Below are 22,895 nucleotides of genomic sequence, written 5' to 3'. Positions count from 1 at the left end.
TGTTTTCTGTTTCTAGGCTAACCTCTCTTTAATGAATTTTTCTGCTGGTAGGACATGTCGTAATGTTTCTTGATACCTAGTGAGAAGCTGGTGTTGGACTCTTCTTTTTCTTTTTGTTTTTTCCTGCGGCGTCGTTTTCTTTTTCCTTTTACTTTTGTTTTTGTTTTTTTAAGTTTTCTCTTGGATTTGGTTTTCTTGGGTACAGCCGTTTCTTCTTCGTCAGTTAATTCGGTCAAGGTATCATCATCGCTGAAAGAATCTGCACTGCCGCTAAGCCCCTGCACCAGCTGCAGCAATGGTCCGGCCTGTTTGAGAATAGAACCAAATTGATTAAATACCCCAATCCATTTTTGGGCATTGCTGATTAGGCCAGGTAAGTCCAATGATCCTCCTCCGCCCATCAGACCCTGCAACAGCCCCTGCAGCCCCCCGGGTGCTGGGGGGCTTCCAGGTACAGACGGATTGCCTGGGAAAGAAAACCCAGGGGATTGAGCGGGCGGGGATGGAGGTGAAAATGGTGAAAAAGGTCCTCCACCTTGGGGAGGCATATGAGGCGTGCCAAAGGGACTGAAAGTAGGCTGGGACTGTGCCGGATTAGGACGTTGCAGCAGAAATCCAATCGGCTGCCCTGCCGGATGGCGTGGGATTGACCGCAGCCGGCGGCCCCTCAGATGTGGCTGGGTCATATCGTTCCCTCCCTTCACGAGAGCTCTTCTACATACTTGTATGTTGGGTTACTGACAAGTGTGAGGGGGGCGCTCAAAGATAGGCAAAAGTGGAAAAACTACAAATGAAGATGAGTTTGGGCTATAATAGGAAATAATGAGCAATTGGGCGAAAAAATGAATGCTAGATGGAGTTGAGACTGTGAAAAAAGAACATGTTAAAATTTTTGCTCTAGGTGGATTGGACGAAATAGGGAAAAATATGTATGTCATCGAGTATAAGGATGAAATCGTGGTGATTGACTCCGGTCTTAAGTTTCCGGAGGATGATATGCCCGGCATTGACTACATTATCCCTGACGTCTCATACCTAGTAGCCAATAAAGACAAGGTAAAGGGTATATTTTTAACTCACGGCCACGAGGATCATATCGGCAGCTTGCCTTATGTATTAAAACAGATCAATGTCCCTTTGTATGGTGAGCGGCTGACGTTGGGACTGGTACGGGCCAAGCTGGAAGAAGCAGGACTGTTGCGCCAAACTAAGTTGATCCCTTTCAGCAATCGTGACCAGGTCAAATTTAAGCACCTGACTGTTTATTGCTTTAGAACCAATCACAGCATCCCAGATTCAATCGGAATCGTAGTGGATACTCCCGAAGGCCCCATCGTTCATACCGGTGACTTTAAATTTGATTTTACACCGGTGGGGCCCAAATCCGATTATGCTAAAATCGCCCGGCTGGGCAAAAAAGGGGTACTGGCTCTCCTTTCAGACAGCACCAATAGTGAAAGGGAGGGCTATACCGGTTCGGAACAAAAAGTGGGTCATGCCCTGTTTGATATTTTCCAGCAGGCGCAGGGCCGCATCCTGTTTGCCACGTTTGCTTCCAATGTATACCGTTTGCAGCAAGTGGTGGAAGCAGCTGTCCGCTATAACCGTAAAATTGCCGTTTTTGGCCGCAGTATGGAAAAAGTGTTTCAAATTGGCCAAGAGCTGGGTTACATCCGCGTACCCAAAGGCACCTTTATTGAACCTGATCAGGTGCAGCGCATCCCCCAGCACCAGGTTGTGATTATTTGCACGGGCAGCCAGGGTGAATCAATGGCCGCTTTGTCACGCATCGCCCGGGGGCAGCATCGTCAAATTCAATTGATTCCCGGAGATACGGTGGTCTTTTCTTCATCTCCCATTCCGGGCAACACCCTGAGCGTGAACCGGATTATTGACCAGTTGTTCAAGATGGGGGCTGAGGTCATTTACGGCAACGAGTTTGACATCCACGCTTCCGGTCATGGCAGCCAGGAAGATATGAAGCTGATGCTGCAGTTGTTAAAACCTAAATACTTCATTCCCATCCACGGCGAGTACCGCATGCTGGCCAAGCATACAGAGTTGGCGGTACAGGTGGGGGTGAAAGAGCAACATTGCTTTGTCATGGAAAATGGTGATGTCTTGCATGTGAACCGGGACGAAGCGTTTATCGGTGAAAAAATTCCGGCTGAAACCATTTTGGTTGACGGACATGGTATTGGTGATGTGGGTAACATCGTGCTCAGAGACCGGATGAAGTTGTCTGATGATGGTCTGATTATTATTGTCATGACCATTGATATGCAACAGTTTAAACTGCTGGCCGGCCCTGATGTGATTTCAAGGGGATTTATTTTCGTACGGGAATCAGCTGATTTAATTGGAGAAACGGAAGCACGGGTCAAAAAATTAGTGGAACAACTGCTCAATCAGAAAGTCAAAAGCTGGGCCAATATTAAGTCTCAAGTGATTGATGACATTGCGCCATTTATCTATAAGAAAATTCAGCGCCGGCCCATGATTATCCCCATTATCATGGAAGTGGATCCCTCTAAAGTGGAAAAAGCAGCCGCTTCCTCTATCAGTAACTATAAAAAAATAAAAGATCTTTAAGGGGTATTGGAGCCGGGGAAAGGCATATAAAGAAATACGGAACTGTTTGCATCCTGGGAGGGGATTGTAATGCTGGAGGGCTGGCAACAGATGATCTTCCAACCGCTGGGTGGTTTTATGATTGTCCTGTTGGGCACCTTGCTGCTGTTTGCCGAGGTATTGGTCAGGGGCCGGATGATTTTTGGCCTCTTGGGATTGGCCGCAATCAGTTTGTACTTCATGGCCCATATGCAAGAAGGTCAAATGTTATGGATGGGTATTTTGTATTTAGCCGGGATTATGCTAGTGATGATTGATGGAAAATTTATCGGAGATGGCACATTGGCTGCCATCGGGTTAATACTCATGCTCGTCGCCCTAGCATGGCCTTCGCCGTCCATTTTGTATGGAGTGGGCGTTGCTGTCGCTTTTGTGATTGGGGCCAGTTGCTCTTTACTGTTTCTTAAATTTTTCCCTCGCCGCCAAGTGTGGTCTAAATTAACGTTAAAAGATTCCCTTTCCAGTGAAAGAGGTTATAACTCTTTAAATGAAGGGTATAAACAGTTATTAGGTAAGGAAGGCGTGGCCCAGACCGATTTCAGGCCGACGGGGACGATTAAAATTGAGGGCCGACTGTACAGTGCCACAACAGAAGGGATGTGGGTCAAAAGAGGAACCCGTTTGAGAGTGACCAAAGTAAGCGGGACCCATATCCTGGTTCAAGAAATTGAAGGAGATGAGCAAGCAAAGTAAAATAAAAATTAAAAGATAATGCTTATAAAATAGTTTGCATTTTAAATGTAACAAAACTGAGTTATAATAATAAGCGAGGAAAATGTTGTTCGATTTGGAGATGATAAAGTGGGGAAGGTACGACCTTCCTTGCTTTATCTATAGATCAATATTACATATTAAGGAGGAGATCACATGCCTAAGCATGAATTGCCCGCATTACCCTATCCTACAAATGCACTGGAGCCTCATATTGATGCTCAAACCATGGAAATTCATCATGGGCGGCACCACAACACTTATGTCACTAAGCTGAATGAAGCCCTTGAAGGTCATGCTGAATTGCAGGAGAAAAGCGTGGAAGAGTTAATTAAAAACCTGGATGCTGTTCCGGAAAGCATCCTTACAGCTGTGCGTAACAACGGTGGTGGACATGCCAACCATACGCTGTTCTGGCAAATTATGAGCCCCAATGGCGGCGGAGAGCCCAGTGGAGAACTGGCCGAAGCCATCAACAAGAAGTTTGGCAGCTTCGAAAAGTTTAAAGAAGAATTTACCCAAGCTGCCCTTAACCGTTTTGGAAGCGGCTGGGCTTGGCTGGTTGTCAACAATGGTGAGTTGGAAGTGACCAGCACACCGAACCAAGACAATCCGCTGATGGAAGGTAAAACACCAATTTTAGGTGTAGACGTATGGGAGCATGCTTATTACCTCAAATATCAAAACAAGCGTCCGGACTATGTCAATGCCTTCTTCAATGTCATTAACTGGGAAGAAGTGGCTAAACGCTACCAAGCCGCCAAATAATGGGGGCTTGCAGCTGCTTCAGTTTCAGACAGCCTGAGGGAACCCCCTCAGGTTATTTTTTACAGCTTAAGAATTGACTCATTTTGCTTAAAGTAACAAGGCTGTGCTAGAGTTTAGCGGGGAGGGATATAAGTGCAAGCGATTGTCCACTACGGTGCACCGGGGTGGGACGGTTTACAGGTGATGGAGATGGAGGAACAACGGCCCCAAGCAGGACAGGTTAAAGTCCGGCTAAAAGCAGCTGGGTTAAACGGTTTGCCTGATCATGGCACCTTTGCATCAACTGTGGTGGTTCCTGCCGAAAATGTAGAGCCCAAGCCCGCTTACCTGACTTGGGAAGAAGCCGGAGTGTTGCCATTGGCCGCCTTGACCGCTTACCGTGCACTGGTTACTCGTGCCCAGGTGGCTAAAGGACAACCCTATTAATACCCGGCATTGGCAGCGGTGTGACCACGTTTTTGCTGCAGATGGCCAAAGCACTGGGAGCGACGGTGTATGTCACCTCACGCAGCCAAGCTAAACGGGAGCAGGCCCTGGCCTTGGGAGCAGACCGGGCCATTCACAGTGAAGAGGACTGGAGCAAGCAGCTTAAAGGGGAAAAGGTGGATGTGATGATGCTTATCATGCTTTCAAACGCATGGATGAAGGGGAACAATTCGGCAAGATTGCCTTCAGCATTGAAGGATAACTGAGCGTCATGATCCTCTCCCAGAATAAAAGGGCAGTCCCTAAGGAAGACTAATGGCAGACTTTCTCTTAGAAGGGGACTTTTTATGCATCGCGTCGAGAAATGGCACCGGTTAAACAAGGTTCATAAGGGTCATTACATTCACCGCGTCTTATTTGGGGAAACAGATGTCAATACAGATTTGAAACTGTTGTTAATCATTGGAGGCCTATACGCATTAAGCGTGGCCCTTTCCAATACTTTTGTTAATGTCTATTTATGGAAACAACAAAGTGAGTACATGACTATTGCACTGTACAACCTGTTTATTGTGATTGCTCAGCCGATTATATTTATTCTGGCCGGCCGCTGGGCGAAGCAGGTGGATCGCGTTATCGTCTTGCGGCTTGGTGTTTTTTTTCTGTCTCTTTTTTTCTTGGTGGTGTTATTGTTGGGTGAAGTGACCAGCCAATATGTGATTTTGTTAGGCATCTTGCTAGGTATCGGTTTTGGTTTTTACTGGCTGGCTTTTAATGTGCTCACATTTGAAATTACGGAACCAGAGACAAGAGATATTTTTAATGGCTTTTTGGGGCTTTTAAATTCATTTGCAGGTATGATCGGTCCTTTTTTTGCGGGGTGGCTAATTACCAAAATGACAGAAACAAAGGGCTACACCGTCATATTTGCCATTTCTTTGGGCTTGTTTGTACTGGCGGTTGTGCTTAGTTTTTTTCTAAAGCGCCGTTCGGCAGAAGGGCGCTTCCACTTGTTTTCTGTGTTGCGATGGCGGGAGATTTCACTTAATTGGCGGAGCATTTTGCTCGCTAATGTGGCCCAGGGTTTAAGGGAAGGTTCCTTTCCTTTTTTAATTACCATCTGGATTTTTGTAGCCACTGGTACAGAAATGGCTTTGGGGACCTTTGGTTTAGTCACCTCTGGTGTCTCTCTCATTTTTTATTATGTGGCTGGTCGTCTGATTTCTGCCAAATACCGGAAGCAGGCCATCCTCCTCTCAGCCATTGTTTTGTCGCTTGCCGTGTGGATCATCGCTTTTGAGCTGACTTTTTCCCGGTTAATGACCTATGGTGTGATCATTTCCATTGCCTTTCCTTTGTTAATGGTTCCTTTTTTGTCCATGTCTTATGACGTGATTGGCAAGGCCAAAAAGGCGGCTGAATGGCGAATTGAATATATTGTCGGGCGCGAATTGTTTTTAAACGGCGGACGCATTCTCAGTATTGTGCTGTTTATGGTCGCCGTTTGGATTTTCGATCCCGAAAAGGCGCTGCCGTATTACATTATTGCCCTTGGCAATGCCCAGTTATTAATGTACTTTTTTATCCGTCCCGTGGGGGAATAACTTGTTTGGGAGACATAGGGACCTTCACTTTCTTGGCAAAATCCCGGTTTATCGGTAAAATGAAGGTGAAGGAGAGAGGAGAGGAAAGGCCATGAAACAACAGTTTGCCGTCATTGGTTTGGGACGTTTTGGCGGAAGTATCTGTAAAACGTTGAGCGATTTGGGCCACGAAGTGTTGGCTATTGATAAAAATGAAAACAAAGTCAATGAATTTGCCGACATTGTTACTCAGGCGGTGCAAATGGACTCTACTGATGAACAAGCCTTACGGGATATTGGTATTCGCAATATGGATCACGTGATTGTGGCCATTGGAGACGATATCCAAGCCAGCATTCTCACCACTTTAATTTTAAAAGATTTGAATGTGCCCTATATTACCGTTAAGGCGCAAAATGACTATCACGAGAGAGTACTCGAAAAAATAGGTGCGACCAAAATTGTCCACCCGGAGCGAGATATGGGTGTGCGCATCGCTCACCATCTGCTCTCCAAAAATGTGATGGATTTCATTGAGCTGTCACCAGATTACAGTTTGGTGGAAATTAAAGCGGGAGACAAAATGGTGGGCAAATCACTTTTGGAATTGAACATTCGTGCTAAGTATGGTTGTAATATTATGGCCATCAAATCAAAAGACCGTTTAAATATCTCACCCAAAGCAGAGGATGTCATTCACAAGGATGATATTCTTGTAGTCATTGGTGCAAACAAAGATATTTCACGCTTTGAAGAAAATGAGGGAGCTTAAATGGGGAAGAAGAAGAAAAAAGAAAGGCAGCTTTTTGTGCGGCTGAATGTGCTGTTTTTGGTCACTTTTGTCCTTTTTTCTGCCTTGATCTTTCGCCTGGGGTTGATCCAAATTGTTCAGGGGGAAGAGTATGTCCAACAGACTGAACACAACACCCAGCGCACGATTGAGGGCACAGCGCCACGGGGATTTTTCCTGGACCGTCATTACAGGGAAATCGTCACCAATGAGCACATGTATACCTTGACATTTACCCGCCAGCGGGAGTTGGAAAATCAAAAAGAGGAGATTGCCACTAAACTGTCCAACCTGATCGAGATGGACGCTGAGGAGATTCTGGCCAAGATGGAGGAGGGCGTCTTTTTAACACCACAAAGGATCAAAAGTAACTTAACGCCTGAGGAAATGGCCAGGGTGGCTGAACATTTGGACCAACTGCCAGGGGTGGAGATTATTGTTGATTCCGAACGGAACTATGTTTACGAGGGTTTGTTGGACAAAATTTTGGGGAGTGACGGTTCAATTACACCTGAAAACAGGGACTATTATTTGTCACGAGGATATCGGTTAAATGAAAAAGTGGGCCGGTCCGGTTTAGAATTGCAATATGAGGAACAGCTGAGGGGTGTTCCCTCTGAAAGTATTATCACTGTGGACCGCACACAACGGATTATTGACCATCCTATTGAGATTCCTGGCCGTAGAGGTAATGACCTGGTTCTGACGATCGATGTGGAGTTCCAGCAAGCGATTGAGGAGGTAATTGCCAAGGAAATTGAAACCAATCCTGACATACCGAATGACAAACCTCATGAGCAGCCTTTATTTGTGGCACTCAATCCTAAAACAGGTGAAGTACTGGGCATGTCCAACAATATCTATACATATAAAGTAGGGGCCTATTATCCTGGTTCAACGGTGAAGATGGCCACCGTGTTGGCTGGTCTGCATGAGGGGATTGTCGGGCCTGGAACCTACATTAATGACCGGCCCATCACGATCAGCGGGCAGACCTTCCGTTCATGGCGGACCCTGGGTTCTGTTGATGCCGTTAAAGCATTACAATTATCCTCCAACATTTACATGATCAACATTGGCATGAATATGGCCGGCAGCTACTCGACAGGTGCGGTAAGCCGGGCCCAGGATCAGCTGCGCGACTACTATGCCCAGTTTGGCTTGGGGGTTCCCACTGGTATTGACCTGCCTGATGAATTTGCTGGAAGGATCTATAACAGTTCCAATTATCATTATCCGGGCTTCCTGGCCCAATTAACTTTTGGGCAGTTAGATGAATACACGCCGCTGCAGTTGGCCCAGTATGTGGCCACCATTGCCAACGGGGGCTACCGCATGCAGCCTTATCTGGTCAAAGAAATACGGCGCGGCTCACCGGAAGATGACGGGATTGGAGAAGTGATTTGGCGCAAGGAGCCGCAAGTTCTGAATCGGATTGAGATGAGCGATGAGCATTTGCGCATTGTGCAAAGGGGCATGGAGGCGGTGACTGGGCCGGGTGGAACGGCTTCAAGCACGTTTGGCAACTTTCCTGTGAAGGTGGCAGCCAAAACAGGAACGGCACAGGTTCGCAAAGGGAACACGCCATGGAACCACACTTTGCTGGTGGGTTATGCACCGGCTGATGACCCTCAAATCGCCTTTGCCACACTGGTGCCTTATTCCCAAAGGGCGCAGTCCCAAACCCAATCAGCTGCCCAGCGGATCACCAAAGAGATATTGAGTGTCTACTTTGATTTGCAGGAAAATGAGAACGATGGAGAAGATGATACAGATTAGGGAGGATCGATTCTGATCGTTTTCAGAAATTAATATTGGAATGATAAGTTTCTGAGAAGAGCGTTGTGCTCTTCTCTTTTTTTGTGCAATCTTTACATTAAATTTACATTCTATTAAAACTGGCTTAAAAGATCAGGTGTAATATGAAAGTGTCATTGAGTGACAGATTAAAAAAGAGGAGGAACCAACACACATGAGACAAGTGGGGAAATGGATAGGGGTTTTCATCATGTTAGCTGCTCTGTTAGCTGTGGTTGCTGCTTGCGGTTCCACTGAAACCAACACGGAAGTAGAAAGCAACACAGAGCAAAATTCAAGCAGTGAAGCAGGGCAAGATACTGCTGCAGAAGCGTTGTCAGGCAATGTGGAGATTGACGGTTCATCCACCGTGTTTCCCGTTCAGGAAGCCATTGCTGAAGAATACCGTACGGTACAGCCAGACGTTAACGTGACTGTAGGTGTATCTGGTACTGGTGGGGGCTTTAAACGGTTTACCGTCGGTGAAACTGACCTGAGCAATGCTTCTCGCCCAATTAAGGATGAGGAAGCAGCCATTGCCGAAGAAAATGGCATTGAATATGTGGAGCTTCCCATTGCCTATGACGGGATGGCTGTTGTTGTCAGCGCCAAGAATGACTTTGTCAAAGAGTTGACGGTTGAGGAATTGCAAGAAATTTGGACGGGAGAAGTGACCAAGTGGAACGAAGTGCGTCCTGAATTTCCAGATGCGGAAATTAAGTTGTTTGGTCCGGGAACAGACTCAGGCACCTTTGATTACTGGAATGAAGTCATCATCGGTGACGATCATGAGATTACCAGCAACTTTGTGGCCTCTGAAGATGACAATGTGCTGGTCAAAGGCATTGCCGATGATGAATATGCCTTAGGATATTTTGGCTATGCTTATTACGCAGAGAACCAAGACAAATTAAACATTGTGGCCATTAAAGCGGACGAGAATGCTGAAGCGGTTGTTCCCACTGAGGAAACGATTAACGATGGAACGTATACACCGCTGTCCCGGCCGATCTTTGTCTATGTTAATGTGCAATCCTTTAAAGAAAAGCCGCAAGTACAAGACTATGTCTACTTTATGAATGAGGTGGCAGGAGAACTGGCACTTGAAGTGGGGTATATCAACCTGCCTGAAGAAACTTATGCTGAGAATAAAGAAAAACTGGATGCATTATTAAAGTAAGCTTTGAACTTCATACGCGCCAAAAGTGTGATGCTTGCATCACACTTTTGGCACGTTTACATGAGGAGGAAGTGTTGTGAGCGTCAGAAGTGAGTTAAAGGCAATGACCCGTTCGCCTGAAAAAAAGATATTGTCCCATTCAGTGCGGGAACAAATTAAGTTTAACAGAAGCAGGTCTTTTAAGATGAGCCGTGCGGCTGAATGGCTGATTCCAAAATTGTTTTTAGCCTGTGCCTTCCTTTCTATTCTTGTTACATTTGGCATTATCTATACCCTTTTAAAAGAAACGATCGGCTTTTTTGGCCAAGTCTCCATTGTTGAGTTTGTCACAGGCACTCAGTGGACGCCCTTGTTTCAGCCGCAGCAGTTTGGCGTGTTGCCCTTGGTTGCCGGCTCGGTCTTAGTGGCCGCTATCGCCAGTATGGTGGCTATTCCAATCGGTTTGGCCAGCGCTGTATTCTTAAGTGAATATGCTCCGGACAGAGTCAGACGGGTGGTCAAACCTATACTGGAAGTGTTAGCCGGGGTGCCCACCATTGTGTATGGTTTTTTTGCCCTTTCTTTTGTCACCCCGCTGTTAAGAGTGTTTATTCCTGATTTGGGCTTGTTTAACGCCTTAAGTGCCGGCATTGTGGTCGGGATCATGATTATTCCCATGATCGCTTCCTTAAGTGAAGATGCCATGACAGCAGTGCCCCGCTCTATTCGGGAGGGCGCCTATGCCCTGGGGGCCACGCGTCTGGAAGTGGCCTTAAAAGTGGTCGTTCCCGCCGCTTTTTCAGGCATTGTCGCCTCCTTTGTGCTGGCCATTTCCCGGGCGATAGGTGAAACCATGATTGTCACCATCGCGGCCGGGGCCATGCCCAATTTTACCTTTAATCCTGTGGAACCTGTTCAAACGTTGACCGCTTATATCGTACAGGTGAGTCTGGGCGATACACCGTTTGGCAGCATTGAGTACTATACCATCTATGCTGTCGGCATGACCTTGTTTGTGCTGACTTTCGTTATGAACATGATTGCCGGATGGGTGTCCAGACGATTTAAGGAGGATTATTGATGAGTCTTTCCAGAGAACAGATGAAACGGACCCTGAGTGGAAGAAAACGGTTTGACCGTCTTTCTTATCTTGTCTTTCTGTCCTGCACATCAGTGGGGATTGTGGTGTTATGCGCCTTGCTGATCGACGTGCTGGTGAACGGCATAGGCTGGCTGAACTGGGATTTCCTCAATAACTATCCTTCTCGCCGGCCGGCTCAAGCAGGCATTAAATCCGCCTTTTTCGGAACCATCTGGATGATTGCCTTGACCGCGCCCATTGCCTTTGTTCTCGGCGTGGGAACAGCCATCTATCTTGAAGAATATGCCAAAAAGAATTGGTTTACCCGGTTCATCCAGGTGAATATATCTAACTTGGCTGGTGTGCCGTCCATTGTCTTTGGGATTTTAGGGTTAACATTGTTTGTCAGAGAAATGGGACTGGGCAGAAGTCTCCTGGCCGGTGCTTTTACGATGGCTTTGCTTATTCTACCTATTATCGTTGTTGCCTCCCAAGAGGCTTTAAAATCAATTCCGCAAGAGTTAAGACATGGCTCCTACGCCTTGGGAGGAACCAAATGGCAGACGATCCGGCGCATTGTGCTTCCCGCAGCACTGCCTGGAATTTTAACCGGCAATATTCTGGCCTTGTCCCGGGCCATCGGGGAAACAGCACCCTTGATTATGATCGGGGCCCTCACCTTTGTTGCTTTTACGCCTTCTGGTCCGCTGGATCAGTTTACGGTGATGCCCATTCAAATTTTTAACTGGATTTCCCGTCCGCAAGAGGATTTTCAATACGTGGCAGCTGCAGGCATTATCGTCCTGTTGGGCATGTTATTGACAATGAATGCGCTGGCGATTTACTTGCGCAACAAATTTCAGCATAAGTTTTAAAGCAAACGGGTAAGAAAGGAGCATTTAAGGATGCCTCAAACGGCAACACAAACAATTTTTGATATTCGCCATCTCAATTTATGGTATGGTGAGGATCAAGCTCTAAAAGATATCAACTTAGCCATTCCTGAAAATAAGGTGACTGCCATTATCGGACCTTCAGGTTGCGGAAAATCAACATTTATCAAATCATTGAACCGCATGGTGGAGTTAACCCCTCATGTAAAAGTAAAGGGAGAAATATGGTATCGGGGTCAGAACATTATTGATACGGGTTATGATGTGGTTCAGCTAAGAACAGATGTAGGCATGGTTTTTCAGAAACCAAATCCCTTTCCAAAATCGATTTATGACAACATAGCTTATGGCCCGCGCATCCATGGGATTAAGAGCAAAGCCCAACTGGATGAGATTGTGGAAAAAAGTTTACGTGGAGCAGCATTATGGGATGAAGTAAAAGATCGTCTACATGAAAATGCTTACGGTCTGTCTGGCGGGCAGCAACAACGCCTGTGCATTGCCCGTTGTCTGGCTATCGAGCCGGATGTGATTTTGATGGATGAACCAACCTCTGCTTTGGATCCCATTTCGACCCTGAAAATTGAGGAATTGGTTCAGGAGTTAAAAAAGGATTATACGATTGTGATTGTCACACACAATATGCAGCAGGCTGCCCGCATTTCAGATCGCACCGCATTTTTCCTAAATGGAGAAGTTGTAGAATATAATGAAACAAATACAATTTTCTCCAATCCATCTGACCAGCGGACCGAAGACTATATCACGGGAAGATTTGGTTAAAATTGTTGGCTGCCTGTCAATGACAGGTGCAAGGAGGCGTTGTGATGAAAACACGCAAGCAGTATGACCAAGAGTTGCATCGTTTGAAACAAAGCCTGTATCATATGGGGCAAAAGGTAAGTGAGGCCTTGAAAGGGGCCATTACCGCCTTGCAAAACCAGGATGAAGAATTAGCTGAACGGATTGTGGCCGGAGACCACCTGATTAACCAAATGGAGGAGGACATTGAAGAGGCTATTGTGCGTATCATAACCAGGGAGCAACCTGTTGCCAGCGACCTGCGTCAGTTGATTGCAGCCTTAAAAATCACCACCAGTGTAGAAAGAATTGGGGATTTTGCCGTTGATATTGCCAAAACGGCTAAACGGGTGAAGCAGACTGATCTGATTGATTCCATTTCCTCATTTCCTCTGATGATTGACACAGTGCATAAAATGATTCAAGCCGGACTGGAAGCTTATGTAGACAACGATGCTGAACTGGCGCATGAGATGGCCAAAATGGATGATCACGTGGACAAAATGTACAGCCAAATTGTTCAGTCCTTGATGCAAAGAATGATTGAAAATCCTGATGAGCTGGAGCACGTGTTGCAACTGGCTTATGTGGCACGATATTTTGAGCGAATGGCGGATCACTGTACCAATATAGGGGAAGCAGTTTTATATATTGTCAAGGGAAAACGCTTGGATCTGAATCAGTAAATCTGCTTGAAGATGAAACACAGCCTTTGTTTATGACCAATCATAAACAAAGGCTGTTCATTTTTGGGGTTGTATATTAGTATATAAGTATTTTATTATATGGTTGTGCAGTTATTTAGCGTTTCGATTTATCTAAAGAAAAAAGCAATGAAAAAACTGGGAGTGGAGGAGATAGCTTGGAGTTGTTAACCATCATCGCAGTGATTATCTTTCTTATTACACTTACGTTTGTCATTTGGCAACCCAAAGGTTTGTCCATCGGCTGGTCCGCCACAGGCGGCGCTCTTTTGGCGTTGTTGTTCGGTGTGGTGACGATTGGCGATGTGTGGACGGTGACGGGGATTGTCTGGAATGCGACGCTAGCTTTTGTGGCCATTATCATTATCTCCCTGATTTTGGACCGTATCGGCTTCTTTGAGTGGTCAGCCCTGCACATGTTGCGCATTGCCGGGGGCAGCGGACGGCGTATGTTTTTTTATGTGATTCTGCTTGGTGCCCTGGTGGCCGCTTTCTTTGCCAATGACGGAGCGGCCCTGATCCTGACCCCGATTATTCTGGCTCAGGTGAGAGCCTTAAACTTGACTGAGCGCATGATGCTGCCCTTCATTATGGCCTGCGGCTTTGTGGCAGATACGACATCGTTACCGCTGATTGTCAGCAACCTGGTCAATATCGTCTCGGCTGATTACTTTGGGATCGGTTTTGTAGAATATGCCTCCCGTATGATTGTGCCCAACTTTTTTGCTTTGGCTGCTAGTATGGTGGTTCTGTACCTCTTTTTCGGCAAGGATATTCCCAAGGACTACGACGTGAAGCAATTGGCAGAACCTAAATCTGCCATTAAGCATATGCCCCTGTTCAAGTGGTCCTGGGTGATTTTGGGTGTGCTGCTGGTGGGCTATATTGTAAGTGAGTTTGCCTATGTCCCTGTTGGGCTATTGCCCTTTGTGGAAGCGGGCACTATGATGCCGCTGTACGTGTCCATCGTGGCAGGAATGATCGCCATTGTTTTCCTGATTGCAGCTCATCTTACAGGTGTGCTGCAATCAAAGCAAGTGATTAAGGATGCCCCATGGGAAATTGTAGTCTTTTCCATTGGGATGTATGTCGTGGTTTATGGTTTGCAAAATGTAGGCTTGACACAGCTCTTGGGAACCTTAATAGAAGCAGCGGCCGAGAATGGGTTGTTTACAGGAACAATGGTGATGGGCTTTTTGGCAGCGGGTTTATCTTCCATTATGAACAACATGCCTACGGTGATGATAAACGCCCTGGCCATTGACTCCACCATGACCTCTGGTTTGGTGCGGGAAGCACTGATTTATGCCAATGTGATTGGAAGTGACCTGGGACCCAAAATTACCCCGATCGGTTCCCTGGCCACGCTGCTCTGGCTGTATGTGTTAAAATTAAAAGGTGTCCACATCACTTGGGGTTATTACTTCAGGGTGGGTATTGTTCTCACTATCCCTACCTTGTTCTTTACCTTGTTGGGTCTGTATATCTGGCTCTTGATCATCGGTTAAGGAGAGAAGATCGGTGTTAACATGGAGAGAGCAAGCGGAGATTCTTAAAGTGCTGGGTGATCCTACACGGCTGCAGATGGTCGCTTTGATGCGTGAGCATGAGATGTGTGTCTGTGAATTTGTAGCCCTGTTTGAGATGTCCCAGCCAGCTGTTTCGCAACATGTCCGCCGCTTGAAAAGTGTCAAGCTGGTCAAGGAGACACGGCGCGGACAATGGGTCTTCTATCAGTTGAATAAAGGGCATCAAGCCTATGCCTTTATTGAGCCGTTATTGGCTAAATTACCTGATCTCAATCACAAAATTGCAGAATTGGAACAAAAAGGGTTAAGGGTGTGTCTGCCGGAGGGGTGAACCCCCCTGTCAGCATGAGATATGATTGACGTTACCTCATATTTACTTTATGTGGAAAAACTTTAAAAAGGAGTTGGAGCACGTGTCTGATCAAAAGCCAATTATTTACTTTTTATGTACGGGAAACTCCTGCCGCAGCCAAATGGCAGAAGGGTGGGCCAAAAAATATCTCGGTGACCGCTTTGAGGTGTATTCGGCCGGGATTGAAGCCCACGGCGTCAATCCAAAAGCAGTTGAAGCGATGAAAGAGGTTGGGATTGATATTAGTGATCAAACCTCTGATGTGATTGATCCTGAACTTTTGAATAAAGCAGATTACATCATTACGCTATGTGGACATGCCAATGATGTCTGTCCCACAACGCCGCCAGGCAAAAACCGCTGGCACTGGGGCTTTGATGATCCGGCTAAAGCAGAAGGTACAGAAGAAGAAAAATGGGCGGTGTTCCGCCGTGTACGGGATGAAATTGGAGAGCGTATCAAACGTTTTGCCGAAACCGGTAAATAAGTAAATATGCAAATAGTCTTCTTTTCTTACTGCGTGTCGAGTTCAGGGCACGTCATTTTTTTAGCATAAAAAGTTGTTGACAGTGATTCTCACTCGCAATATAATTGGAGTTGTGATGAGAATGAATCTCATTATGAATACATAACAATAAGGGGGAAAAAGTATGAAACATCGCATTAAACCGTTTTTATTTGCACTAATGGCATTATCACTGATTTTTGCCTTAGCTGCTTGCGGTCAAACGGATGATGCTGAACCAGAGGCACCGCAGTCTGAAGAAGGTCAGCAAGAAGCTGCTGAAGAAAACAACGAGGAGGGGACAGCATTTTCAGGTGAGCTTGTTGTTTACTCTGCCCGTAACGAAAACTTTGTCCAGCCGCTCTTGGATAAATTTGCTGAAGAAACAGGCATTACGGTCAAGGCTTTGCATGGTGAAGAAGCATCGGTAAATAGAATTATTGAAGAGGCCAATAATGTACAAGCTGATGTGTTTATTTCTAATGATATTGGTGCTATGGAGCATCTTCGTTTGCAAGGCCTTTTGGAAGGCTGGAATCCTGAGGGAGCAGAAACCATTGATGAAAAGTTCCGTGCTGAAGATAACTCCTGGATTGGATTGTCTGCCCGTTCCCGCGGTTTTATTTATAACAAAGATTTAATCAGTGAGGAAGAGATGCCCAAAACAATCGAAGAGCTGGCCGATCCCAAATGGGAAGGGCAGTTTATGATCACTCGCGGTGGCAATGGATCTATGGTCGCTCATGTGTCTGCTCTGCGTAATGAGTGGGGCGATGAAAAAACAAAAGAATGGTTGTCTAAAGTGAAAGATAATGCTGGCGCCATTACCGAAGGGCACGGAGATATCCGCAAGGCAGTTGGTGCTGGAGAATTTAAGTTCGGTTTGGTTAACAATTACTATTACCATCAACAATTAAATGAACCAGCAGATAACAACGTCGGCTTTATTTATCCCGACCAAGGTGAAGGAGAAATGGGCGTATTTGTTAACGCTGCAGGGGTTGCCTTAATTAAAGGCGGTCCTAATCCGGACAATGCTAAAGCCTTTATTGAATGGTTACTTACTGATGAAGGTCAGAGAGAATTCTCCTATGAGTCTATGGAGGTGCCGCTTAATCCCAACATTGAAGCTCGTGAAGAAGCCGCCCGTATTTCCGACTACAAAGTGATGGATATGCCTTTGCGTGAACTTGGCAAAGTATGGGAGGATACCAAAGCCCTTATTGAAGAATCGGGACTGGACCTGGAGCTGCGTTAAGCAGGGCATAACAACTTGGCCTTGTAAGGAATTGTGCATAGACGATTGGTCTACAATCATTTACAATAAGAAGTGGAATATTAACTTGTCCACATTATGAAGTAGGAGCCTTGCTGATGAAACTAGACCGGCAACAGGGTTTTAGAGATAAACAGCTGAATAAACAAGAACACGAGGTTCGGGTACAATCGTCCCGAACCCTGTTCCATTTAGTCAGGTTTTATTGGCGCAGGGTGTGGAACGGCAATCCACCAGATTTTTATCTGCTTGGTTTGGGTCTGATCACAGCCTTTGTGATGGGGGTACCTATTTTTTATGTGATCTGGCGCTCCCTTTTTGCCGGTACGGACCGTTGGATGCGCCTCCTGGATTCCCGTATCCCGGAGCTGTTACAAAACACATTGCTTTTAACCGTTGCGGTCACAACGGCTACCTTGATCATAGGTGTGTCTTTAGCCTGGCTTGTTAACCGTTGCCAGTTGCCTGGCAGGCGGACGTGGCAGTGGCTGCTTGCCTTGCCCCTTGTCATTCCCCCTTATGTAGGAGCAATGACCTATGTGATCATTCTTGGTCCCAGAGGTTGGTTATACAGATGGTGGACGGAACAGCCCTGGCTGGCCCATATTGAATTTCCGCTCAATATATACAGCTTTTGGGGTGTTTTTTTCGCTCTGACCATGTTTACTTACCCTTATGTTTTCCTTATCGCCAGTGCAGCCCTGAGGAAAATGAACCGGAACTTTGAAGATATGGCCCGCTCCCAAGGGTTAACCACCCGCCAAATTTTCTGGAAAGTGAACTTGCCTTTTTTGCGTCCAGCCATCGGGGCTGGGGCAATTTTGGTATCGTTATATGTTTTATCTGACTTCGGGGCTATTGCCATGTTGCGTTACAACACCTTTACATCCGCTATTTATTATCAGATGGGCAGTTATGACCGTATTTCGGCCAGTGTGCTTAGTCTGGTCTTAATCGTCTTAACCTTGATTATTTTATGGGTTGAGTCCAAAACCAGATCAAAGCAGAAATATTATCAAACGAGCAACTCTTACCGGGAACCGGAGTTGCTCCCCTTGGGACGCTGGACAATTCCTGCTTTGCTGTATGTTGCACTCGTCTTTTTTCTTTCTGTGGCGTTGCCCTTGATCGTTCTCATTTATTGGTCCAACATTGGCATACGCATGGGTGCTTTGGATACCCGTTTCTGGGGTTATGTCTTTAACAGTGTCAAAGTGGCTGGCTTGGCGGCCTTGATCTCCATGCTGTTTGCCTTACCTGTTATCTACCTAAAGTCACGCTATCCCTCTGTCATAAGTAAAGTCATTGATAAGCTGGCTTATGCAGGGTATGCCCTTCCAGGGGTGATTGTCGCTTTGGGGATCGTCTTCATTTTTAACCAATATATCACCTGGCTGTACAATACTTTCTTCCTGGTGGTGATTGCCTATTTTATCCGCTTTCTGCCCCAGGCTCTGCAGTCGGGTGAAGCTTCGCTAAGTCTTGTATCACCCCGGGTGGATGAAGCGGCCCGCAGCTTAGGACAAACACCATGGAAAGTGTTATTTACAGTGATCCTGCCGTTAGTGATGCCCGGTATTTTAGCGGGCGGGGCTCTAGTTTTCGTCAGTTCTATTAAAGAACTTCCAGCCACCTTGCTCTTGCGTCCGCCTGGGTTTGATACATTGGCTGTGCGGGTGTGGGTAGAAGCAAGAGAAGCGATTTACCATTTGGCTGCACCAGCGGCATTGCTGATTATTCTTGTTTCAATCCTGCCGCTTAAATGGCTCCTTAAAAAATATTAATGTGCTCAGGCACCATCCAAAGTACAATTTAAAAGGCAGCCATTCTTGTTCTGGGAATATTGATGATGGGACCGGGACAAGGATGGTTTATTTATTTTACATACAATGTTTCACTTTCCTCCATACTAATTAAAAAAGGAGGAAGGAGAGTGAAATATGGCCCCGGCTCAGCAGGTTCCTGTTTCAGAAACATTTGAAGATAATATTACCTACTTGCAACAGGAGCTTCGCATTGAAAAAAGCTTCGATGTGATCCATCATAAACTTGAATATGCAGGCTTAAAGTTTGGCCTTTTTTTTGTGGACGGTTTTGCTAAGGATGATGTCATGGTTAATATCATGCGCCATATAAATGCCTTTGCACCACGGGATTTGCGTACTAATCCCATTGAAGCCTTGACACGCAGCCTAATCCCTTATATTGAAATTGAAACCACGGAAGATTTGGAAGAAGTGATTACCCAGGTCTTGTCGGGGCAGGCTGCTTTGATCGTTGAAGGTGCAAAAGAAGTCATTTTAATTGATATTAGGGAGTATCCCAGTCGTTCGCCGGAAGAGCCTGATATTGAACGGGTGGTTCGGGGGCCGCGGGACGGCTTTGTGGAAACCTTAGTGTTTAATACAGCGCTCATCCGGCGCCGGATACGTGACCGCTCGTTGGTGATGAGGTATAAGCAGGTAGGCAAACGGTCCAAAACTGATGTGGTACTGGCTTATATGGACAGTATTGCCGATCCTGACCTGGTCAAGCTGATTGATCAAAAATTGGATGAAATTGATATTGACGGATTAAGTATGGCTGAAAAAACAATTGAAGAGTTTATCTTCGGCCGCAACATGAATCCTTATCCTCTGGTCCGCTTTACGGAACGGGCGGATACCTCGGCCGTTCATTTGTTGGAAGGGCATGTTTTGATTATTGTGGATGGTTCACCTAGTGTTTTAATTTGTCCAAGTACATTTTGGCATCATCTTCAGCATGCTGAAGAATACCGTCAAAAGCCTGTGGTCGGTGCTTTTTTGCGCTGGATCCGTTTTAGTGCCATGTTTGCCTCCTTGTTTGTGCTGCCCCTGTGGTACATTCTGGCTGCCAATCCCCGCTTGCTGCCGGAGCGTTGGGAGTTTATCGGGGTTGATGATGTTGGTCCGATTTCCTTATTCTGGCAGTTCTTCTTAGCTGAAATTGGGACAGAAATATTACGGATGGCTGCCATTCACACCCCTAGTGCGTTAGCCACTGCTTTGGGGTTAGTGGCTGCCATTTTAATTGGAGAAGTGGCCGTCAAAGTAGGATTATTTACCAATGAGGTGATTTTATACTTGGCCATTGCTGTGATGGGCACTTATGCCACGCCCAGTTATGAATTAAGTTTGGCCAATCGAATCTTTCGCATTATCTTTTTAATGGCTGGAGCTATTTTTGGCTTGTATGGCTTTATTTTAGCTGTCGGTTTCTGGGTCATCTTGCTGGCCTCCACCAAAACTTTAAATGTTCCTTATTTATGGCCGCTGATTCCTTTTAATTTGCAGGGAATGTATGAAGTGTTAGTACGTACCCCTGTACCGTTAAAAAAGACAAGACCCCCCATTTTAGACGTTCAGGACAAAGACAAAAGACCTTAGCTACTTTGGGTAAGGGTTTGATTTGACCTTTATGCTTTTGTATGTTTAGACAAAATTTAGACATCCACTCAGGGGTTGATAAACACTAGGGAAGATGTTATATTAAGTAGTGCATCGGTCGAAGTTTGTTTATGCGGAGAAGTACCCAAGTGGCTGAAGGGGCTCCCCTGCTAAGGGAGTAGGTGCCGTCAGGCACGCGAGGGTTCAAATCCCTCCTTCTCCGCCACTTATTGTATACTTGTTTGCTATCTTGACATTTCGATTAATTCGTTGTATACTATTTAAATGCGAACAACATTATTTGACGCGGGGTGGAGCAGTCTGGTAGCTCGTCGGGCTCATAACCCGAAGGTCGCAGGTTCAAATCCTGCCCCCGCAACCACTAAATGAGCGCATCTGCGTCTACAATGAACAATTAAATATTTACATTTGTACCTAAAGAGAGGCACGCACTGTGTTGCTCTTTTTTAGCGTCTAAACGGAGAAGCTAAACTATGGAGGGGTAGCGAAGTGGCCAAACGCGGCAGACTGTAAATCTGCTCCCTCTGGGTTCGGCGGTTCGAATCCGTCCCCCTCCACCATCTTCAAAGCTGATAATGTGGCGGCTGTGGCGAAGTGGTTAACGCACCGGATTGTGGCTCCGGCATTCGTGGGTTCGAATCCCATCAGTCGCCCCATATTTTTCAATACTGGGCTGTAGCCAAGTGGTAAGGCAACGGGTTTTGGCCCCGTGATGCGCTGGTTCGAATCCAGCCAGCCCAGCCATTATGATCAAGGCGGCATAGCCAAGTGGTAAGGCAGAGGTCTGCAAAACCTTTATCCCCGGTTCGAATCCGGGTGCCGCCTCCATACATATGTGATGTTGTCGGACCGTATGTTAAACGTTGAACGGTGGGTTGTTATCATCATTTGACGTTTAATATGCGGTTTTTTTATATTAAACGGAATTAATTACCGGCGTTATGCCCGTATAAAATTGTTGCTCACGACACAAAGTAAAAATCCCATCACTATCTTACTATCTTAAAAGGAGGAATATCACATGGCTCAAAACAGAAGCAATAACAACAACCAGCTTCTCGTACCTGGTGTGCAGCAAGCCCTTGATCAAATGAAATACGAAATTGCTCAGGAGTTTGGCGTACAATTGGGTGCTGAGACCACTTCTCGTGCCAACGGTTCTGTCGGTGGTGAAATTACCAAACGCCTCGTTCGTATGGCTCAGCAACAGATGAGCGGTCAATACCAATAACGATTCATTTTTACCGCTAAACTTTATAAATATGGATAAAGAGCCTCAGTTGAAAACTGGGGCTCTTTAAATGATTAGGCACCAATCAACTTGGCATACAATTGTTTGGCCTGCTCTGGGTTATTGACGCCCTCCAGCAATAGACGCCCATCACGAAAAACGACAATACGGTACCCGTCATAATAAAGCTGTACATAATAAGCTGTTTGTTTAGCCTCCCCCAACTGTTTCCAGCGCTTCATCCACACATCAAAGGAGAGGTGGACAGGTTGTTGCGGTGTGATTTGGATGCTGTTGCGACCACATAGCTGGACGATAAGCGACTCTTGTATGTTTTCGTCAAGAAAGTGATACTTCCCTTTTTGGCAACACGGACAGGACGGATGAAACACACGGGGCAATTCATCTACATCATGGTGCCACAGATCAATATGTTTCAATGATGACAGACAAGCTTCTTCATTTCCGGTTAACAGGTGGTAAGCTAAAAGGACTTGATACGAACCAACGATATGTACAAGGGGACCCAATACCCCAATGGTATCACAGGTTTGACCATGCAGTTCATCAGGTTCATGAAACATGCAGCGCAAACAGGGAGTGCGCCCTGGGAGGAAGCAGGCGACCACTCCTCTGGAGGCCACAGCGCCTCCATATATCCAAGGAATGTTTAACTTCACACTGACATCGTTGATCAAAAAGCGGGTGCGCATATTATCGGTGCCGTCCAAGATCAGATCACAGCCTTTAACCAGCTCTTCAATGGTAGCAGGATTGGCATCCTGCACATGGGCAGAGATCCGGACGGAGGAATTGATGGCTTGCAGCCTTTTTTGAGCGGCAATCGCTTTGGGTAAGCGGCTGTGGGCATCGGCTTCAGTATACAACACTTGCCGCCCGAGATTAGTCAATTCCACAATGTCGCGGTCAATAAGGCGCAGCTCACCAATGCCCAGTCTGAGCAGATGCTGGGCTGTTACCGACCCCAGGGCACCGACCCCGATAATAGCTGCTTTTTTGTTCTTTAACGACGCTTGTTCCTTTAGGCGACTCTTGACTGTGTACACCTGAATCCACTCCGCAAGGTCTAATGACCGACTTAGTGACGTAAGCTGTAATATGAGCATATCATATCACCGAATGTCTTCCAATATCGAAGAAAAAATTTTGGCAATTGACAGGATTTAAGCGTTTGCATGTCGAATATCAATGATGAACAGGGGCTTGTGG

At 46.1% G+C, this 22,895-nt stretch carries 22 protein-coding genes and 6 tRNA genes; 26 read left to right on the top strand and 2 right to left on the bottom strand.

Annotated features, from left to right (window positions below):
• Window positions 1–17: 17 nt before the first annotated feature.
• Complete coding sequence (gene vrrA, locus J2S00_RS15800) at window positions 18–686, bottom strand: VrrA/YqfQ family protein (protein WP_307341960.1); 669 nt, start codon at window positions 684–686, stop codon at window positions 18–20.
• A 160-nt stretch (window positions 687–846) separates the two neighbouring features.
• On the opposite strand from vrrA, the gene rnjA reads away from it, so the two are divergent.
• From rnjA to J2S00_RS15670, 26 genes are all read left to right on the top strand, one after another.
• Complete coding sequence (rnjA, locus tag J2S00_RS15795; RefSeq protein ID WP_307341958.1) at window positions 847–2,592, top strand: ribonuclease J1; 1,746 nt, start codon at window positions 847–849, stop codon at window positions 2,590–2,592.
• A gap of 69 nt (window positions 2,593–2,661) precedes the next feature.
• The gene (locus tag J2S00_RS15790) at window positions 2,662–3,324 is read left to right on the top strand and encodes an NfeD family protein (RefSeq protein ID WP_307341954.1); all 663 of its coding nucleotides are present in this window, start codon (window positions 2,662–2,664) and stop codon (window positions 3,322–3,324) included.
• A 174-nt stretch (window positions 3,325–3,498) separates the two neighbouring features.
• The gene (locus J2S00_RS15785) at window positions 3,499–4,110 is read left to right on the top strand and encodes a superoxide dismutase (protein ID WP_307341951.1); all 612 of its coding nucleotides are present in this window, start codon (window positions 3,499–3,501) and stop codon (window positions 4,108–4,110) included.
• 132 nt (window positions 4,111–4,242) lie between these two features.
• Window positions 4,243–4,536: an MDR/zinc-dependent alcohol dehydrogenase-like family protein gene (locus J2S00_RS15780; RefSeq protein ID WP_307341948.1), complete on the top strand. Its 294-nt coding sequence runs from the start codon at window positions 4,243–4,245 to the stop codon at window positions 4,534–4,536.
• A gap of 20 nt (window positions 4,537–4,556) precedes the next feature.
• Window positions 4,557–4,802: a zinc-binding dehydrogenase gene (locus J2S00_RS15775; RefSeq protein ID WP_307341945.1), complete on the top strand. Its 246-nt coding sequence runs from the start codon at window positions 4,557–4,559 to the stop codon at window positions 4,800–4,802.
• Window positions 4,803–4,883: 81 nt separating this feature from the next.
• The gene (locus J2S00_RS15770) at window positions 4,884–6,140 is read left to right on the top strand and encodes an MFS transporter (RefSeq protein ID WP_307341943.1); all 1,257 of its coding nucleotides are present in this window, start codon (window positions 4,884–4,886) and stop codon (window positions 6,138–6,140) included.
• A 91-nt stretch (window positions 6,141–6,231) separates the two neighbouring features.
• Window positions 6,232–6,891, top strand: a complete 660-nt coding sequence (locus J2S00_RS15765) for a potassium channel family protein (protein WP_307341940.1) — start codon at window positions 6,232–6,234, stop codon at window positions 6,889–6,891.
• On the top strand, window positions 6,892–8,688 hold the full coding sequence (locus tag J2S00_RS15760; protein ID WP_307341938.1) for a peptidoglycan D,D-transpeptidase FtsI family protein: 1,797 nt from the start codon (window positions 6,892–6,894) through the stop codon (window positions 8,686–8,688). It begins immediately after the preceding gene.
• A gap of 193 nt (window positions 8,689–8,881) precedes the next feature.
• Window positions 8,882–9,886, top strand: a complete 1,005-nt coding sequence (locus J2S00_RS15755) for a PstS family phosphate ABC transporter substrate-binding protein (protein WP_307341935.1) — start codon at window positions 8,882–8,884, stop codon at window positions 9,884–9,886.
• Between the two features lie 184 nt (window positions 9,887–10,070).
• Window positions 10,071–10,946 carry a phosphate ABC transporter permease subunit PstC gene (pstC, locus tag J2S00_RS15750; protein ID WP_307342019.1) on the top strand — a complete coding sequence of 292 codons (876 nt, stop codon included), beginning with the start codon at window positions 10,071–10,073 and terminating at the stop codon, window positions 10,944–10,946.
• Window positions 10,946–11,821 (top strand): phosphate ABC transporter permease PstA, encoded by an 876-nt coding sequence (gene pstA / locus J2S00_RS15745; protein WP_307341932.1) that lies wholly within the window; start codon window positions 10,946–10,948, stop codon window positions 11,819–11,821. The genes pstC and pstA overlap by 1 nt, the downstream gene beginning before the upstream one ends.
• A gap of 30 nt (window positions 11,822–11,851) precedes the next feature.
• Window positions 11,852–12,622 carry a phosphate ABC transporter ATP-binding protein PstB gene (gene pstB, locus J2S00_RS15740; RefSeq protein WP_307341929.1) on the top strand — a complete coding sequence of 257 codons (771 nt, stop codon included), beginning with the start codon at window positions 11,852–11,854 and terminating at the stop codon, window positions 12,620–12,622.
• Window positions 12,623–12,666: 44 nt separating this feature from the next.
• The gene (gene phoU / locus J2S00_RS15735) at window positions 12,667–13,326 is read left to right on the top strand and encodes a phosphate signaling complex protein PhoU (RefSeq protein ID WP_007504987.1); all 660 of its coding nucleotides are present in this window, start codon (window positions 12,667–12,669) and stop codon (window positions 13,324–13,326) included.
• A 176-nt stretch (window positions 13,327–13,502) separates the two neighbouring features.
• Window positions 13,503–14,852 carry an arsenic transporter gene (locus J2S00_RS15730; RefSeq protein WP_307341926.1) on the top strand — a complete coding sequence of 450 codons (1,350 nt, stop codon included), beginning with the start codon at window positions 13,503–13,505 and terminating at the stop codon, window positions 14,850–14,852.
• A 13-nt stretch (window positions 14,853–14,865) separates the two neighbouring features.
• Window positions 14,866–15,204 carry an ArsR/SmtB family transcription factor gene (locus tag J2S00_RS15725; RefSeq protein ID WP_007504985.1) on the top strand — a complete coding sequence of 113 codons (339 nt, stop codon included), beginning with the start codon at window positions 14,866–14,868 and terminating at the stop codon, window positions 15,202–15,204.
• 82 nt (window positions 15,205–15,286) lie between these two features.
• The gene (gene arsC / locus J2S00_RS15720; protein ID WP_370875888.1) at window positions 15,287–15,712 is read left to right on the top strand and encodes an arsenate reductase (thioredoxin); all 426 of its coding nucleotides are present in this window, start codon (window positions 15,287–15,289) and stop codon (window positions 15,710–15,712) included.
• Window positions 15,713–15,875: 163 nt separating this feature from the next.
• Window positions 15,876–16,988 carry an extracellular solute-binding protein gene (locus J2S00_RS15715; RefSeq protein ID WP_307341917.1) on the top strand — a complete coding sequence of 371 codons (1,113 nt, stop codon included), beginning with the start codon at window positions 15,876–15,878 and terminating at the stop codon, window positions 16,986–16,988.
• A gap of 116 nt (window positions 16,989–17,104) precedes the next feature.
• Window positions 17,105–18,790 carry an ABC transporter permease gene (locus J2S00_RS15710; protein WP_307341914.1) on the top strand — a complete coding sequence of 562 codons (1,686 nt, stop codon included), beginning with the start codon at window positions 17,105–17,107 and terminating at the stop codon, window positions 18,788–18,790.
• Between the two features lie 156 nt (window positions 18,791–18,946).
• On the top strand, window positions 18,947–20,413 hold the full coding sequence (locus tag J2S00_RS15705) for a spore germination protein (RefSeq protein WP_307341911.1): 1,467 nt from the start codon (window positions 18,947–18,949) through the stop codon (window positions 20,411–20,413).
• Window positions 20,414–20,548: 135 nt separating this feature from the next.
• Window positions 20,549–20,639: transfer RNA gene (locus J2S00_RS15700), tRNA-Ser, on the top strand.
• Window positions 20,640–20,718: 79 nt separating this feature from the next.
• Window positions 20,719–20,795 (top strand) — tRNA-Met (locus tag J2S00_RS15695).
• 114 nt (window positions 20,796–20,909) lie between these two features.
• Window positions 20,910–20,994 (top strand) — tRNA-Tyr (locus J2S00_RS15690).
• Between the two features lie 20 nt (window positions 20,995–21,014).
• A tRNA-His gene (locus tag J2S00_RS15685) sits at window positions 21,015–21,090 on the top strand.
• Between the two features lie 13 nt (window positions 21,091–21,103).
• Window positions 21,104–21,178 (top strand) — tRNA-Gln (locus J2S00_RS15680).
• A gap of 10 nt (window positions 21,179–21,188) precedes the next feature.
• Window positions 21,189–21,262: transfer RNA gene (locus J2S00_RS15675), tRNA-Cys, on the top strand.
• A gap of 193 nt (window positions 21,263–21,455) precedes the next feature.
• The gene (locus J2S00_RS15670; RefSeq protein ID WP_307341908.1) at window positions 21,456–21,665 is read left to right on the top strand and encodes an alpha/beta-type small acid-soluble spore protein; all 210 of its coding nucleotides are present in this window, start codon (window positions 21,456–21,458) and stop codon (window positions 21,663–21,665) included.
• 74 nt (window positions 21,666–21,739) lie between these two features.
• On the opposite strand, the gene J2S00_RS15665 is transcribed toward J2S00_RS15670, so the two are convergent.
• Window positions 21,740–22,732 (bottom strand): ThiF family adenylyltransferase, encoded by a 993-nt coding sequence (locus J2S00_RS15665; RefSeq protein WP_307341905.1) that lies wholly within the window; start codon window positions 22,730–22,732, stop codon window positions 21,740–21,742.
• Window positions 22,733–22,895: the final 163 nt, after the last annotated feature.

It is taken from the genome of Caldalkalibacillus uzonensis (assembly GCF_030814135.1).
Classification (GTDB): domain Bacteria; phylum Bacillota; class Bacilli; order Caldalkalibacillales; family Caldalkalibacillaceae; genus Caldalkalibacillus; species Caldalkalibacillus uzonensis.
This window is presented reverse-complemented; position numbering and strand designations above follow the sequence as displayed.